The organism is Desulfomicrobium macestii (assembly GCF_014873765.1).
GTDB classification, from domain to species: Bacteria; Desulfobacterota; Desulfovibrionia; order Desulfovibrionales; family Desulfomicrobiaceae; genus Desulfomicrobium; species Desulfomicrobium macestii.
Genome location: NZ_JADBGG010000022.1, coordinates 66,843 through 80,742, shown reverse-complemented (window position 1 = coordinate 80,742; position 13,900 = coordinate 66,843). Strand labels below are relative to the sequence as shown.

The following is a 13,900-nucleotide window of genomic DNA, read 5'->3' as shown; positions in this document are numbered from 1 at the left end:
TTTCGGCGGCCCTTGCCCGCCCCGACCCGGTCCGCGACCGCACTGAGGTGCCTTCAAAAAAAGACATGGATCCCCTTCTTCAAGGGGATGACGGCACTTTGCAGCGGTTTTTATTCCCTGCGTCCCGCCATTTTCAACAACCTGGGTATCTGAAATTCCCGGCCAACCCGGTCCGCGACCACCATGAGATGCCTTCAAAAAAAGACGTGGATCCCCTTCTTCAAGGGGATGACGGCACTTTGCAGCGGTTTTTATTCCCTGCGTCCCGCCATTTTCATTTTCAACATCCCGGTCAATGAAAAAAAATCACCCCAATCCCAAGCGCTTCAACTTCTCCCTGAGCGTCTTGCGATCGATGCCCAGAATCTCGGCGGCGCGGGTCTTGTTGTCGCCGGTTCGGGCCAGGACCGCGCGGATGTGGTCCGTTTCGACCTCGGCCAGGGTCTTGTCCCCGTGGCGGCCGCGAGTGATGGAAAAGCGCATGGATTCAGGCAGATCGGTAATGTCGATGACCGGCCCGTCTCCGACGATGACCAGGCGCTGCAACAGGTTCTCAAGCTCCCGGACATTGCCGGGCCAGGCATACTGCGCCAGGGCGTCCAGAGCTTCGTCGGTCATGCGCGGAGTCTCGCGATTCATGTCCGCCGCGAATTTGCGCAGGAAATGATTGGCCAGCATGAGGATGTCGTCCCCGCGTTCGGCCAGGGACGGCAGGCGGATCTCCACGACGTGGATGCGGTAAAAGAGATCCTCCCGGAAAAGGCCCTGCGCCACCAGCCGCTTCAAATCCTTGTGCGTGGCCGCGATGATGCGGGTGTCCACGGTGCGGGTGCGTGACGACCCGACCATGCAGAACTCCTTGCTCTGCATGACCCGCAACAGCTTGGCCTGCAGATTGGGGCTGGCGTCTCCGATTTCGTCCAGAAAGATGGTCCCGCCGTTGGCGATCTCGAAAAAACCGGCCCGACTGTCCTTGGCCCCGGTGAAGGCTCCCTTGACGTGGCCGAAAAGCTCGCTCTCAAGCAGGGTGTCGGGAATGGCCGAACAGTTGACCGGCACGAAGGCAGAGGCCCTGCGATCGCTGTTGTAGTGCACGGCGCGGGCCACCAGCTCCTTGCCCGTGCCCGACTCTCCGGAAATGAACACATTGGCGCTCGTCTGCGCGGCCTTGCGGATAAGCCCGTAAACGGCCTGCATCTCCGGACAGTTGCCGATGATCCCAAAAGCGCTGAGCTCCTGGTCGTCGGCATGGGCGGCGCGTCTTCTGGCCTGTTTTTCAAGAATGCGCCGAACCACGGCCAGAAGCTCCTCGCCGGTGAAAGGCTTGGCCAGGTATTCCCCGGCCCCGTCGCGCATGGCCTCCACGGCTCCGCTGATCGAGGGATAGCCGGTGATCATCATGATCTCGGTGTCCTTGAAATTGTCCCGCACATACTTGATGAGTTCCAACCCGTTGGCCCGGGGCATCTTGTAATCGGTGATGATCAGGTCCACGGGCGTCTCGTCCAGAAAGGCTCCGGCTTCCTCGACGCTGCCACAGGTATGCACCACATACCCCGCCCCGGTCAGGTTGCGCGAAATGACTTCGAGGGTGGCGGGGCTGTCATCCACGGCCAGAATTGTCGTACCCTTGTCCTGCATGCTCTTTCGTCCTTATTTGTCGTCGATGGCCGAATTGGTTTCGCGCACGCTCCGGCTGCATGGAAAAGTGATCTCGAAACGCGTGCCCCGGCCCGGTTCGCTTTCAACTTCGATGATCCCTCCGTGCGCATGAACAATTCCATGCACCACCGCAAGGCCGAGGCCCGTTCCCTGGTCCACGTCCTTGGTGGTGAAGAACGGATTGAAAATCTGGCGCATGACTTCCGGGGTCATGCCCACTCCGATGTCGCTGACCAGAAGATAGACGTCATCCTTGAACGACAGGGTTTCTATGGTCAAGACCCCTCCCCCCGGCATGGCGTGGATGCCGTTGACCACCAGATTGACGATGACCTGCTTCAAATGCTGCGGGTCGGCCATGATCGTCGGCAATCCTTCGGCCAGGTTCATGCGCACCTCGACCTTGCCTCGGGACGCGCTCATCTCGATGAAATACAGGGAATCGCGGATGATCTGATTCAAATCGATCAGGGTTTTCCGCAGCGGTACCTGGCGGCCGAAGATCATCAGCTTCTTGATCACCTCGCGGCTGTGCAGGGCCGCTTTTATGATGTTGTCCAGATCCTTCATGACCTGCGCCGGAAGGCCCGGAGTCTGTTCGGCCAGCTGCGCAAAACCCAGGATGTTGGCCAGGGGCTCGTTCAGTTCATGCGCCACGCCAGCCGCGAACTGGCCGATCTTGGCCAGCCGGTCTGCATGCTGCAGCTGTCGTTCGAGGTTCCTTTTGGTCGACAGGGCCTCGCGCTTGGCGATGATCCAGCCCACATGCTTGGCCAGGGCCCCGAGCAGTTCGGACTCCGTGGGCAGAAAGGCGAACTTGGTCCCATCCTCGGCGCTCCCCGACAGGCTGACACTCAGGTGTCCGCGCTTTACCTTCTGCACGAGCACGTCCTGCTCCAGGCGACACGAGGCGTCGGGCGTGAACTTTCCGCTGATGATCACCTCGCCGTCGAGCAGCAGGCGCACGCCGGTGGACTGGGGGTACTGGAACGAGGGAGGGATGATGGCCAATATCTCGCGCAGAATGTCCGGCAGCTCGCTGTCCATGTTCGAGACAATGCGGTTCATGGCATGCAGGCAGGACAGCTCCTTGTTCAGGGCCACCAGCCGCCCATGTTCGTACAGCAGTTCATGCTGACGCAGCACATGGGCCGTAACGTCCTGGCCGACGCAGAGGACGCTGACCAGACTGTGCCGGGAATCGAACAGGGGCTTCATGTTCCAGTCGATATAAATCTTGCGGCCATCCCTGGCCATGAGCGAGCCTTTCATGAACGCCAGGGTCCCAGCCTCGACAATCCCGGCGAAAATCGCCCGGGAGGAGTCCACCCGCTTGGCATCGACGCAAAGCTCAAACCAGTCCAGACCTGCGATATCGCCGATCTCGTAGCCGGAAAGCGCCTCGAAGCGCGAATTTCCATGGATGATCCGCCCGTCCTCGTCCAGGGTGATGACGATGCCGTGGCTGAGTTCCATGACGGTATTGTAATATTCGGAAAGATTCATTTGCTCTCCCGTACCTTGAGCCGCGCCACCTGGCAAAGGACATTCCCCCGGCCCAAAAATTTCGGCGCGGCCTCCAGGAGAGGCCACGCCGACGGTGATGGTTCTCTTGCAGGGCCAGGCCCTGCGATGGATTTACGATCAATGACCGCTGATCTTCAGGCCCCAGCCTTCGAAGATGAAGAGGATGCCGAAGCCGTACCACATGGTGTAGACGACGTAGAAAACCAGGGAGAAGATGACGATCCCGGCCTTGTCCCTGATCTGCTCGGGCACCACGCTGTAGTAGTTGTAGGCGGTCTCCACGACCTTGGAATTGATGTTGAAGGCCACCTTGGCTTCGGCGAACGCCTTCTGTTCCTTCAGTTCCTTGTCGAAACCGGCCAGGATCGTGCTCCAGTTGTAGAGCGCCTGGCGATCATCCTTGGACTGGAACGCCGGATACTTGGCCTTGAGCGCCGCGCCGTCGTTGTGATACATGCGGTCCGCATCATCAAGGATGGCGCTCAGGATGGCGAAATAATCGCCGGCTATGGTCAGGTCCTTTCCTTCAGCCGTCGCCGTTGCTCCGGTGGCGGTGATCAGTGCGACGCTGTCGGCGGCCTGCGTCTCGTTTTCCATCTTCATGGTCACGTTGACCTGATAGCCGGACACGGTCTTGGCCTCTTCCTTCAGGTTGTCCACATAGTAGGCCGAACCCTTGGAGATGGAGTTATACAGATTGTCCAGATATCCCATGGCGTTGTGCCCGTCGAAAATGGGCTGGAACATCGCGATAAGGACTACGAAGAAGGCCACGATCAGGACAATTCCCCCGGTGAATTCCTTTTTGTTATGAATCATAGCATCAGTCCTCATACTTCAGAGTCTTGATATTCTTGAAAAATGCCCCGAATACCCAGATGCCGAACAGGGCAATGACGATGAAGAACAGGTACATGCCCACCGTGTCCATGCCCTTGGTGAAACCTGCCAGCGACTCGGGCAGATAGCCCATGGCGACCATCTTTTTGGGCAGTGCGAAGAACCGGTTCACGAAACCGGCCATGACCGAAAGAGCGAAGAAGCCGCGGATGGTGATACCGGGCACGACCTTGGTCACCAGCGCGCCGACCTGGATGCCGATCAGGGAACCGAGCAGCATGCCCATGGCCAGGGTGTAGAATATGAAGCCGTAGATGGCGTACTGGGTGATGGCGCCGTAACCGGCCGTGAACACGATCTGGAAGATGTCCGTGCCGACGGTGGTGAGCGAGGAGACACCCAGGATGTAGACAAAGATCGGGAAGGTCAGGAAGCCGCCGCCGACGCCCATGATGCCCGCGGCCATGCCGACCAGGATGCCGGACAGAACCAGGAAGATCCAGGAGATCTTGCGCCCGCCGGGGATGAGACCCTGGTCGAAGGAGACCATGGGCGGCAGGTTCACGGACTGCAGTTTCTTGGCGATGCCGGTCATTCCGGCGCCTTCGCTGGTATCATGCGCGCCGCCGGAATGGCCGGCCTTCTTGGCGCTGAAGTAGTCGTACATGCCGTAAAAGCCCAGGAAACCGAGCATGACCGTGTACACGGTGGTGATGAAGGCGTCGCTCAAAACCGGGTTCACATTGTAGAGCGCACGGTTGATGCCCGCGCCCACGGTCGTGCCGATGATGGCGCCGATCAGAAAAACGAAGGCCAGGGGTACGGACACGTTGCCCATCTTGCGATGCAGGACGCTGCCCATGATGGCCTTGGCGAAGATGTGAAAGAGGTCCGTGCCGACGGCCAGAATGCCCTTGACGCCCGCGCTCATGAGCGCCGGTGCGATGATGAAGCCGCCGCCCGCGCCGATACAGCCCGAAATGAGGCCCGCGCCCACGCCGACGAAAATCGACACGAAGAAAATATAAAGGCTGTAAAAGGACGGACTGTAGGCTTCCTTGCCTCCGATCACTGTCGGCAAGGCCTGGCCGATTTCATCGGCATAGGCCCATCCGCCAAGCAATGCAGGGATGAGCATGAGGCAGAGCAGCCAGATCCGCTTCTTGTCACCCAGGATGATCCGGGCGTTTTCCACTTCCCACCGGGCAAAGGACCGTGAGCCCTCCACCATGAATGATCCCCAATCTTTAAAGAATCCCATACGCGTTACCGCCTCCTCGTAATCTTGTGTATACAGGACCATGTTCCCCTGTGCAGGTGGCTTAATCCAACCCGCGCCTCTCACCCGCTTTCCTGCTCCGGGAACTGGCCTCCCGGATTTTGCCGACCAGGACATCAAGTTCCACCGGCTTCATCAGATAGTCGAACGCGCCCATGGCCATGCCCGAAATGGCGACCTCCATGTCGGCGTGCCCTGTCAGCATGAGCACCTGCACCTGCGGAAAACGCAATTTGATCGCCCGCAGAACCTGGATGCCGTCCATGTCCGGCATGCCGACATCAAGGACCACCACATCGGCGGGTTCCATCTCCAGCGCTCGCAAACCTTCCTGGCCGCTGCCGGCTTCCCGGACGAAAAACCCTCTTTTGCGCAGACGTTTGGCCATGGTGACCAGAAACTGCGTCTCATCGTCGACAAGAAGGATGCTATCAGCCATGAGCGCTCCATTTTGATCGCCGCTACGTTCGGCGACTGGCGATCTCCCGGACCCGTGCGTCGACTATCTTTTCTTCATGCCTGCGCTTCTTCTCCACCGCTTCCCTGACCTTTTCAACCAGCACATCAATGGCGCAGGGCTTCATCAGATAATCCGAAGCCCCCAGCCTCATGCCGTCGATGGCCGATTCCACGGTGGCGTGCCCGGTCAGCATGATCACTTCCACCAGAGGAAATTGCTGCTTGATGAGCTGCAGCATCTCGATGCCGCTGCGCCCGGGCAGCTTCACGTCAAGGATTACAACCTCGATTTCGCCGTGCATCGCAAGCTTCTGCATGGCCTCTTCGCCGCTGCTTGCGTGAAACACTTCCATGCGCCGCATGGTCAGGCGTTTCTTCATGATTTCGATGAACTGCGCATCGTCGTCGACAAGCAAGATATTGGCGTCGGTCACTCAGTCCTCCTTGACGGGCCTGTACGCCTGATCGGCAAGCAAGCCTCCTTCTGGTTCAATACCCACAAAGCAACGCGTATGCCAACACGCGTCGGCTTTTGTCTTTGACCAGACGAGACCGGACCCGAACAATCTTTGCAACTGACTGATTTTATGGAGTGCTGTAAAAACAGGCTACGGGAGAATCCATCAATGAAGAGGGCCGGAACCGGCCACAAAGCGATTTTTCGCCCAAAACCGGGGCGTTTCGCCCCGCAGGGACATTTCGCCCCAAGCGGGAAATCCGACAAGCAAATCATCTAGAATCATGGATGAAATATCAAAAGAAAGGGACGGGCGGGGCGTTTTGCCCCGGTCTTTAGAGCAAAAACCTTGGACACGCAAAAAAGCATCTCCCACCCACAAAAAAGTTCTTGCCGGACCAGCCGAAAAAAAAAACGGGCTCAGGGCAAAAAAGGGGCAGGATGAAAGCGCTACGCTTGCGACAGCGCCTTTTCCACGGCCTCGGCCACGTCCACTCCGGTCAAGGGTTCACCGGTCTCAAAAAGGGCTCGATGCACGTTGATTTCCCGCATGACGGCGATGTGGTCGCGGTCCACGAAGCCCTTCCAGACCTCCATGCACTTTTCCAGCTGTTCGCGCCGGGCATAGGCCAGACCCAGATACAGACAGGCCAGGTATTCACCGGGATGCTGCTTGCAGACCATGAGCAGATGATCCTTGGCCTGCACGTATTCGCCCAGATGGTAATGGCACATGCCCTGCCTGATCCTGGCCTCCTTGTGGGCGCGGTTCTCCTTGAGCACTTCCTTATACAGGTCTCGGGCGACGCCAAAGTCCTTGCGCACATAGGCTGCATCGGCGGCGCCAATGTCCGCGCCGATGCCGGAAACGGGTTTGTCCCCGCCCGATTCGCGCAGGCGCCGGGCCATGCCGAAGAGAAGATCGCGTCTTGAGATCATGGATACCTCTATTGTTATTGTTAAGATGCGATGAAAAACAAAATCATGGATTCCCGCCTACCCATGCCGGGCAAACGTGCGCGGGAATGACGCCGAACCCAACCCGTCGCATCCACCGCAGTTGTTGACATTCCCCGGATTCCTTACCATGAAGAACCACTTTATTGTTAGCCATTCAACCGACAAAGTCCGAAATCTGTATTCCCGGAGGAGACAATGTTCAAGAGACTTCTCATCAACCTCGCCGTCCTGCTTCTTTGCGCCGCCCCGGCCCTGGCCCAGGAGGCCAAGACCTTCGCGGTGCTGCCCTTTGGGGTGCATGGACCGCAGGAGTATCAATATTTGAGCCAGGGCATTCAGAGCATGCTGACCACACGCCTGACCTGGCCCGAAAATTTCACTCCCCTTGATGCAGGGACAGTCAAAAAGACCGTGACCAAACTGCCCGCGGATTCCGGCGCGGCCGAAAAGATCCGCCAGGCGCTGGGCGTCGACTATCTGGTCTGGGGATCGCTGACCGTCATGGGTCAGGAATGCAGCCTGGACGTCAACACCGTGGACCCCACGGGCACAAACCAGCCCCGCCCCACGCAGACGCAGCTGAGCAAGGTCATCCCGACCCTCGAAACGGTCGCCCAGGACATCAACACCCAGGTCTTCGGCAAGCCCGAAACGGCCGTGGCCAAGGCCCAGCCCGTGGTCACCCCCATGAACGAAGCCCTCATCGTCAACGAAACCAAGGCAGGCACGGCCTACGCCAACCCGTCCCTCAAGTACGAAGACGCCGACACCTCCATGGGCCGCTGGCGCAGCCAGACCCTGCCGTTCGCTTCGCGCGGGATGGTGGTGTGTGATGGGGACGGGGATGGACAGAATGAAGTGTTCCTGATGACATCCTCTTCAATCATCGCATACAAGGTTGCCGAAGGTCAGATGCGGCAAGTCGCAGAGATGAATCTGCCCAACGGCCGCAATTATGTCCGTCTTAATAGCATAGATCTGAACCGCGACGGCCGCGTGGAACTTGTCATCGCCGCAGCCATAGGCAAAGATCCAAAGTCGCTCATCGTTGAGTTCGAAAATAACAAATTCTCCATTCAGCAAGACTTCATCCCCTATTTTCTTGGCGTCTTGAACATGCCCCCGGCTTTCACTCCTACCCTTGTTGGGCAAGGTGTCGGCAAGATCAAATATATGGAGAGCACAATCCATCAGATGATCAAAACCGTGGGCAAATACGAACTGGGTCCGGCAATCAGCCTGCCCATGGGCGGAAATGTTTTCAACGTGACGTTCCTCCCCCATGAAAGCGACTACCAGATCATTATGATTGATGATTACGACCGCATGCGCGTCTTCAGCTCCTCCGGGGCATTGCTGACCGTGACGGATGAAACCTACGCTGGCTCCAATCTGGGCATAGAATACCATTCTGCCGCATTAGGTTTAAAGGCTCCCGATGGCAAACAAGCCCCTCAGGACATGGTCTACATCCCGCTGCGCGCCATTCCGACCAACCTTGATAAAGACAACCGCTTCGAGATGATCATCAGCCGCAATATTTCAGTTTCGGCGCAGTTCTTTTCCAATTACCGCGACTACCCCCAGGGTGAAATCCACGCCCTTTACTGGGATGGAGTAGGCATGAGCCTGCAGTGGAAGACGGCTCGCATCAAGGGTACGGTTTCGGACTACGCCCTGACCGATTTTGACAACGACGGGTTGCTGGATCTGGTAGTCAATATCAATACGCATACAGGCATGGCCGGCACGTCCCGGAAAAAGACAATGGTTGTGGCCTATCCACTTGATCTTTCCCAGACCGGGGCGGAAGACCAAAAAACTGTACAGTAAAAAAAATTATACTTTTAGCCCAAAAGGCTCAAAAAAGGCTTGCTTTTTGGACAGAAGCTATCGTAGTCACTCTCCAGGCGTCAGATGATTTTTTTTTAATGCAAAAGGAGAAAGAACATGAAACGTTTTGCACTCGTAGCTCTGCTGGCAGCCATGCTGTTCGGCGTAGCCACCACGGTTTCCGCCACCGAACTGAAGGTGAAAGGAAACTTGGATGTTTACGGAATGTGGTCAGCCAACCTGATGGATCACGATTCCGATGTTGCGGATGGTGACAACTACATGACCACCCAGCGCATGCGCACCTACTTCACCTATGTTGCCAACGAGAACCTGAAGGCCGTTTTGGGCCTGGAAATTGACAACGTTTGGGGCGACGGCACTGCTGCTGATTGGGGCACCGACGGCAAAGGCAATATCGAAGTCAAGCACGCTTACATAGACTTCAACTTCCCGGATACCGCCATCAACGTCAAAGCCGGTCTGCAGTATGTTGCCCTGCCTAGCGTTTTCGGTAACCCTGTCTTTGAAGACGACGCAGCCGCTCTGGTTGTGAGCGCTCCCATCAATGACATGTTTGGCCTGACTGTTGGTTACACCCGCGGTGTCGACAAAAACTACAATACTTCCTCTGTTTCCAGCAGCTTTAATGGAACGGATTGGAATGACGCTGCATTCTCTGACAAGGACGATATCGACATGGCCTTCTTGGCCGCTCCCATCACCTTGGACGGATTCAGTGTAACGCCCTACTTTGGGTATGCATGGATCGGCCAGAATTCCGGATATGGCAATGAGGTTGATTCTGGTTCTTACGAGATCGACGGTGTCAAAGTTTCCGTTTCTGAAACCACCAAGCCCGGCTGGACTGATGACGCGACTGTATGGGTTCTCGGTGCCAATGCCGAACTGACCATGTTTGATCCGTTGACTTTTGCTGCCGACTTGATCTATGGCGAACTTGATGCCGAAGCAGAAAATGACGACTACACCAGCAAAGGCTGGTACGCAGCTCTGGCTGCTTCTTACAAGATGGACATGCTGACCGCCACCTTGTTCACCACTTACGCAACTGGCGCAGATGAAGATGCAGACAAAGACAACAACCTGCCTACTCTGGCTGAAGGTTGGGGCCTGACTCCCTACATCGGCGGAGTGCGCGCTTTCAGCACCACTTATGATTCCTTTGCAACCGATGCCCTGGGTGTTGGCAGCGATGGAACCGGCCTGTGGACTGTTGGCTTGGTTCTTGACGACATAACCTTCGTTGAAAAGCTGACCCACAAGTTAGTCATTGCTTACGCTCGGGGTACCGGCGATGATTCCAAAGCTTTTGATGAAACCGGTGACACTTACAACAATCTCTTCACCAAAGAAGACAGCGCTTGGGAATTGTACTTTGTCAACAAGTACATGATTTATGAAAACCTCGCTGCCATCAACGAACTGGGCTATTTCAAGGGCACCAGCGAGCTGTATGAAGATGCTAACGACGACGACCTCGACGCTTCCTACTTCGCCACCGTCGGCTTCTCTTACAAGTTCTAATTCGGGTTTTCACACCTGACGCCACTTTGGGCCGGAGACGCAAAACTCCGGCCCTTTTTTATTTACAGAAGGCCTTCATCAGTGGTGAACTGCACGGGCGGCACTTCACGCCTGATGAAGGAATTGACTTTTGGGGGGTTCGGGGCATAGACTTTTTGTGTTGCGCAAAGCGACTCCCCGGAAAGAGTGGATGGATTCCCGCCTTCGCGGGAATGACAAGAAGCTGTGAACGTATTTCTGTCATTCCCGTGAAAACGGGAATCCTGCTTTCATCAGCCCACCACCATACTTCAGAACCCATGCGAGAGCATTCATGCCTTTGAGATTTCTTGAATATACGTCACCCGATGACTGGACCGCCATCACGTCCTGGCTCGCGCGCCGTGATGCCGGTGAGGACAATGTCGAACCGCTGGTGCGAGACATCCTCACCAATGTTCGTGACCGTGGTGACGAAGCCGTTGCCGAGTACACCCGTCGGTTTGACTGCCCCAGCCTTGCGTCCACGCAACTGGCCGTCCCCAAAGAGGACATTGCCAGCGCCCTGGAACAGATACCCGCAGAGGATGCGGCCATCATCCGTGAAGCAGCCGCCAATATCCGCGATTTTCATCTACGCCAGAAGCAGAACTCCTGGATCACCACCCCTGTCCCCGGAACCACACTGGGCCAGCTCGTGCTGCCCGTGGACCGTGCTGGGCTTTACGTGCCCGGCGGTCAGGGCGGGGAGACCCCGCTCATATCGAGCCTGCTCATGAACGCCATCCCGGCGCAGGTCGCGGGCGTGAAAACCATCTGCGTGGTCAGTCCACCGCGCAAGGATGGGACACTCAACCCATATATTCTGGCCACCGCCGCCATTCTAGGGATCGACACCATTTTCATGTGCGGTTCCGCCTGGGCCATAGCGGCCCTGGCCTACGGCACCGAGTCCATCCCGAGGGTCGATGTCATCGCCGGTCCGGGCAACATCTTTGTGACCACGGCCAAACGCCTGCTCGTCGGGCAGGTCGGCATCGACATGATCGCAGGACCCAGCGAAATCGCCATCCTGGCCGACTCAACGGCCAACCCGAAATGGCTGGCCGCCGACATGCTTTCCCAGGCAGAGCATGATCCGCTGGCTTCAAGCATTCTCATTTCTTCGGACAACCGTCTTCTTGACGAGGTCAAAAAGGAACTTGCCCTGCAGCTATCCACGCTTCCGCGTCAGGAGATCGCAGCCAAGTCCCTTGGCGAGTGGAGCGCGCTCATTCATGTGCCTGATCTTGAATCGGGCATGGAGCTCATCAACCGCCTCGCGCCCGAACATTTCGAACTGAGCGTGGCCGACCCCTGGGCCTGGATCGGTTCGGTGCGCAATGCCGGGGCCGTTTTCATGGGCCACAGCACCCCCGAACCCGTGGGCGATTATTTCGCGGGGCCGAACCACGTGCTGCCAACTCTTTCCACGGCACGCTTTTCCTCAGCCCTGTCGGTGGACACTTTTTGCAAAAAAACCAGCCTGATATGCACAGACCAGGCCTACATTGGCACCCACGGTTCAAAGGTGGCCCGTCTGGCCCGCCTGGAAGGCCTGGAAGCTCATGCCCGTAGCGTCGAACAACGTTTGGAGAACCCATGAAAATCGTTACCAAAACAAAAATTCGTGAATTTCCGCTCATCTCTCGCGGAAAAGTCCGCGATATCTACGAAATCGACCTACAGACCCTGCTGATCGTGACCACGGACCGCATGTCCGCCTTTGACGTGATCATGAACGAGCCCATCCCCTACAAGGGCGTGGTTCTCAATCAGATCACCCTCTACTGGATGGAAGCCTTCAAGGACCTGGTTTCCAACCATCTACTGGCCACGGATGTACGCGATTTTCCTGCCGCCCTCGCTCCTTACAGGGACGAACTGGAAGGCCGCGCGGTCGTGGTCCGAAAAGCCAAGCCCCTGCCCATCGAATGTATCGTTCGCGGCTATCTGACTGGCTCGGGCTTCAAGGACTACAAGGCCACCGGATCGGTCTGCGGATACAAGCTGCCCGCCGGGCTGGTGGATTCCGACAAACTCGAGACGCCGCTCTTCACTCCGTCCACCAAGGCGGACCTTGGCGCCCACGATGAAAACATCACCCTGGCCGACGCCAAATCACGCATTGGCGAGGGATTGCTCAAAAAGATCCAGGAACTTTCCCTGGCCATCTATTCCCGTGGCCGGGACCTTGCTGCCGCGCGCGGGATCATCATTGCTGATACCAAGTTTGAATTCGGCCTGAATGAAAAGGATATCCTGCTCATCGACGAAGTCATGACGCCGGATTCCTCCCGCTTCTGGCCCGCGGACAAGTATGTCCCCGGTCAGTCCCAGCCAAGTTTCGACAAGCAGTATCTGCGCGATTGGCTGAGCGGAACCGACTGGGACAAAACCCCGCCGCCTCCGACGCTGCCCGCCGAGGTCATCGCCGAAACACAAAAGAAATACCTGGAAGCTTTTGAACTGCTGACTGGGTCCCCTTTGCAATTGCCGTAAGGCACAAACACAACTGGAGATAATCCATGCTCGTTCAAGGGAAGAAAGCCCTGATTTTTGGCGTGGCCAACGACAAGAGCATTGCCTACGCCATTGCCAAGGAGCTCAAGGACAACGGTGCTTCCATCGCGCTGAGCTACGCAGGAGAGGCGCTCAAAAAACGGGTCGAGCCCATCCATGAGGAACTCGGCAGCGACTTCCTGTTTCAGTGTGACGTGGCCGACGATGCCGCCATCGCCCAGTCCGCAGAGCTGGTTAAGGAAAAATGGGGCAACTTCGACATCCTGGTGCACTCCGTTGCCTTCGCCAACCGTGATGACCTGAAGGGCCGATATGTGGACACCTCCCGCGAAGGCTTTCATCTGGCCATGGATATCTCGGCTTACTCGCTGGTGGCCATCTCCAAGGCCTACGAGCCCCTACTGAACGACAACGCCTCCGTCATGGCCATGACCTACTACGGCGCGGAAAAGGTCATAACCCATTACAACATCATGGGCGTTGCCAAGGCCGCGCTGGAGTGCAGCGTGCGCTACCTGGCCATGGACCTTGGCGAACGCGGCATCCGTGTCAACGCCATCAGCGCAGGGCCGCTCAAGACCCTGGCCTCGTCCGGCATCTCCGGCTTCAAGACCATCCTCGCCACCATCGAGGAACGCGCCCCCCTGCGCCGCAACATCGTCCAGGAAGACGTGGGCAAGACCGGCCTCTTCCTGGCCTCGGACCTCTCCCGCGCCATCACCGGCGAGGTTATTTACGTGGATTCGGGCTACAACATCATGGGCATCTGAGCCTCTGCCAAAGTCTCTGGCAAC

Annotated in this window: 13 protein-coding genes; 6 read left to right on the top strand and 7 right to left on the bottom strand. The window is 57.4% G+C overall.

The features are described from left to right. A partial coding sequence (locus tag H4684_RS14150; RefSeq protein ID WP_192624229.1) for a hypothetical protein occupies positions 1-299 on the top strand: 299 nt, incomplete at its 5' end. Positions 300-306: 7 nt separating this feature from the next. Here the strand turns inward: H4684_RS14150 and H4684_RS14145 are convergent. The 7 genes from H4684_RS14145 to H4684_RS14115 form a co-directional block, all read right to left on the bottom strand. Beyond that, positions 307-1,641 carry a sigma-54-dependent transcriptional regulator gene (locus H4684_RS14145; protein WP_192624228.1) on the bottom strand — a complete coding sequence of 445 codons (1,335 nt, stop codon included), beginning with the start codon at positions 1,639-1,641 and terminating at the stop codon, positions 307-309. Positions 1,642-1,653: 12 nt separating this feature from the next. Next, on the bottom strand, positions 1,654-3,168 hold the full coding sequence (locus H4684_RS14140) for a PAS domain-containing sensor histidine kinase (protein ID WP_192624227.1): 1,515 nt from the start codon (positions 3,166-3,168) through the stop codon (positions 1,654-1,656). Between the two features lie 138 nt (positions 3,169-3,306). Beyond that, entirely contained in the window at positions 3,307-4,008 is a 702-nt protein-coding gene (locus H4684_RS14135) for a hypothetical protein (protein ID WP_192624226.1), read from the bottom strand. 4 nt (positions 4,009-4,012) lie between these two features. Beyond that, the gene (locus H4684_RS14130) at positions 4,013-5,290 is read right to left on the bottom strand and encodes a sulfite exporter TauE/SafE family protein (protein ID WP_192624225.1); all 1,278 of its coding nucleotides are present in this window, start codon (positions 5,288-5,290) and stop codon (positions 4,013-4,015) included. A 61-nt stretch (positions 5,291-5,351) separates the two neighbouring features. After that, on the bottom strand, positions 5,352-5,747 hold the full coding sequence (locus tag H4684_RS14125; protein ID WP_192624224.1) for a response regulator: 396 nt from the start codon (positions 5,745-5,747) through the stop codon (positions 5,352-5,354). Between the two features lie 22 nt (positions 5,748-5,769). Then, the gene (locus H4684_RS14120) at positions 5,770-6,201 is read right to left on the bottom strand and encodes a response regulator (RefSeq protein WP_192624223.1); all 432 of its coding nucleotides are present in this window, start codon (positions 6,199-6,201) and stop codon (positions 5,770-5,772) included. Between the two features lie 473 nt (positions 6,202-6,674). Continuing rightward, entirely contained in the window at positions 6,675-7,163 is a 489-nt protein-coding gene (locus H4684_RS14115; RefSeq protein ID WP_192624222.1) for a tetratricopeptide repeat protein, read from the bottom strand. Positions 7,164-7,379: 216 nt separating this feature from the next. Here H4684_RS14115 and H4684_RS14110 point away from each other — a divergent pair, with 216 nt between their 5' ends. From H4684_RS14110 to H4684_RS14090, 5 genes are all read left to right on the top strand, one after another. Next, positions 7,380-9,017 carry an FG-GAP-like repeat-containing protein gene (locus tag H4684_RS14110; protein WP_192624221.1) on the top strand — a complete coding sequence of 546 codons (1,638 nt, stop codon included), beginning with the start codon at positions 7,380-7,382 and terminating at the stop codon, positions 9,015-9,017. Between the two features lie 117 nt (positions 9,018-9,134). Next, on the top strand, positions 9,135-10,565 hold the full coding sequence (locus H4684_RS14105) for an outer membrane homotrimeric porin (RefSeq protein WP_192624220.1): 1,431 nt from the start codon (positions 9,135-9,137) through the stop codon (positions 10,563-10,565). A gap of 313 nt (positions 10,566-10,878) precedes the next feature. Further along, on the top strand, positions 10,879-12,189 hold the full coding sequence (gene hisD / locus H4684_RS14100) for a histidinol dehydrogenase (protein WP_192624219.1): 1,311 nt from the start codon (positions 10,879-10,881) through the stop codon (positions 12,187-12,189). Beyond that, positions 12,186-13,085, top strand: a complete 900-nt coding sequence (locus tag H4684_RS14095; RefSeq protein ID WP_192624218.1) for a phosphoribosylaminoimidazolesuccinocarboxamide synthase — start codon at positions 12,186-12,188, stop codon at positions 13,083-13,085. Before hisD ends, H4684_RS14095 begins: the two co-directional genes overlap by 4 nt. Positions 13,086-13,111: 26 nt before the next feature. Further along, positions 13,112-13,876 (top strand): enoyl-ACP reductase FabI, encoded by a 765-nt coding sequence (locus H4684_RS14090; protein ID WP_192624217.1) that lies wholly within the window; start codon positions 13,112-13,114, stop codon positions 13,874-13,876. Positions 13,877-13,900: the final 24 nt, after the last annotated feature.

Coding starts and splice junctions, on each gene's coding strand:
- H4684_RS14145 (WP_192624228.1), bottom strand. CDS start 1,641: ATGCAGGACAAGGGTACGACAATTCTGGCCGTGGATGACAGCCCCGCC.
- H4684_RS14140 (WP_192624227.1), bottom strand. CDS start 3,168: ATGAATCTTTCCGAATATTACAATACCGTCATGGAACTCAGCCACGGC.
- H4684_RS14135 (WP_192624226.1), bottom strand. CDS start 4,008: ATGATTCATAACAAAAAGGAATTCACCGGGGGAATTGTCCTGATCGTG.
- H4684_RS14130 (WP_192624225.1), bottom strand. CDS start 5,290: ATGGGATTCTTTAAAGATTGGGGATCATTCATGGTGGAGGGCTCACGG.
- H4684_RS14125 (WP_192624224.1), bottom strand. CDS start 5,747: ATGGCTGATAGCATCCTTCTTGTCGACGATGAGACGCAGTTTCTGGTC.
- H4684_RS14115 (WP_192624222.1), bottom strand. CDS start 7,163: ATGATCTCAAGACGCGATCTTCTCTTCGGCATGGCCCGGCGCCTGCGC.
- H4684_RS14110 (WP_192624221.1), top strand. CDS start 7,380: ATGTTCAAGAGACTTCTCATCAACCTCGCCGTCCTGCTTCTTTGCGCC.
- H4684_RS14105 (WP_192624220.1), top strand. CDS start 9,135: ATGAAACGTTTTGCACTCGTAGCTCTGCTGGCAGCCATGCTGTTCGGC.
- hisD (WP_192624219.1), top strand. CDS start 10,879: ATGCCTTTGAGATTTCTTGAATATACGTCACCCGATGACTGGACCGCC.
- H4684_RS14095 (WP_192624218.1), top strand. CDS start 12,186: ATGAAAATCGTTACCAAAACAAAAATTCGTGAATTTCCGCTCATCTCT.
- H4684_RS14090 (WP_192624217.1), top strand. CDS start 13,112: ATGCTCGTTCAAGGGAAGAAAGCCCTGATTTTTGGCGTGGCCAACGAC.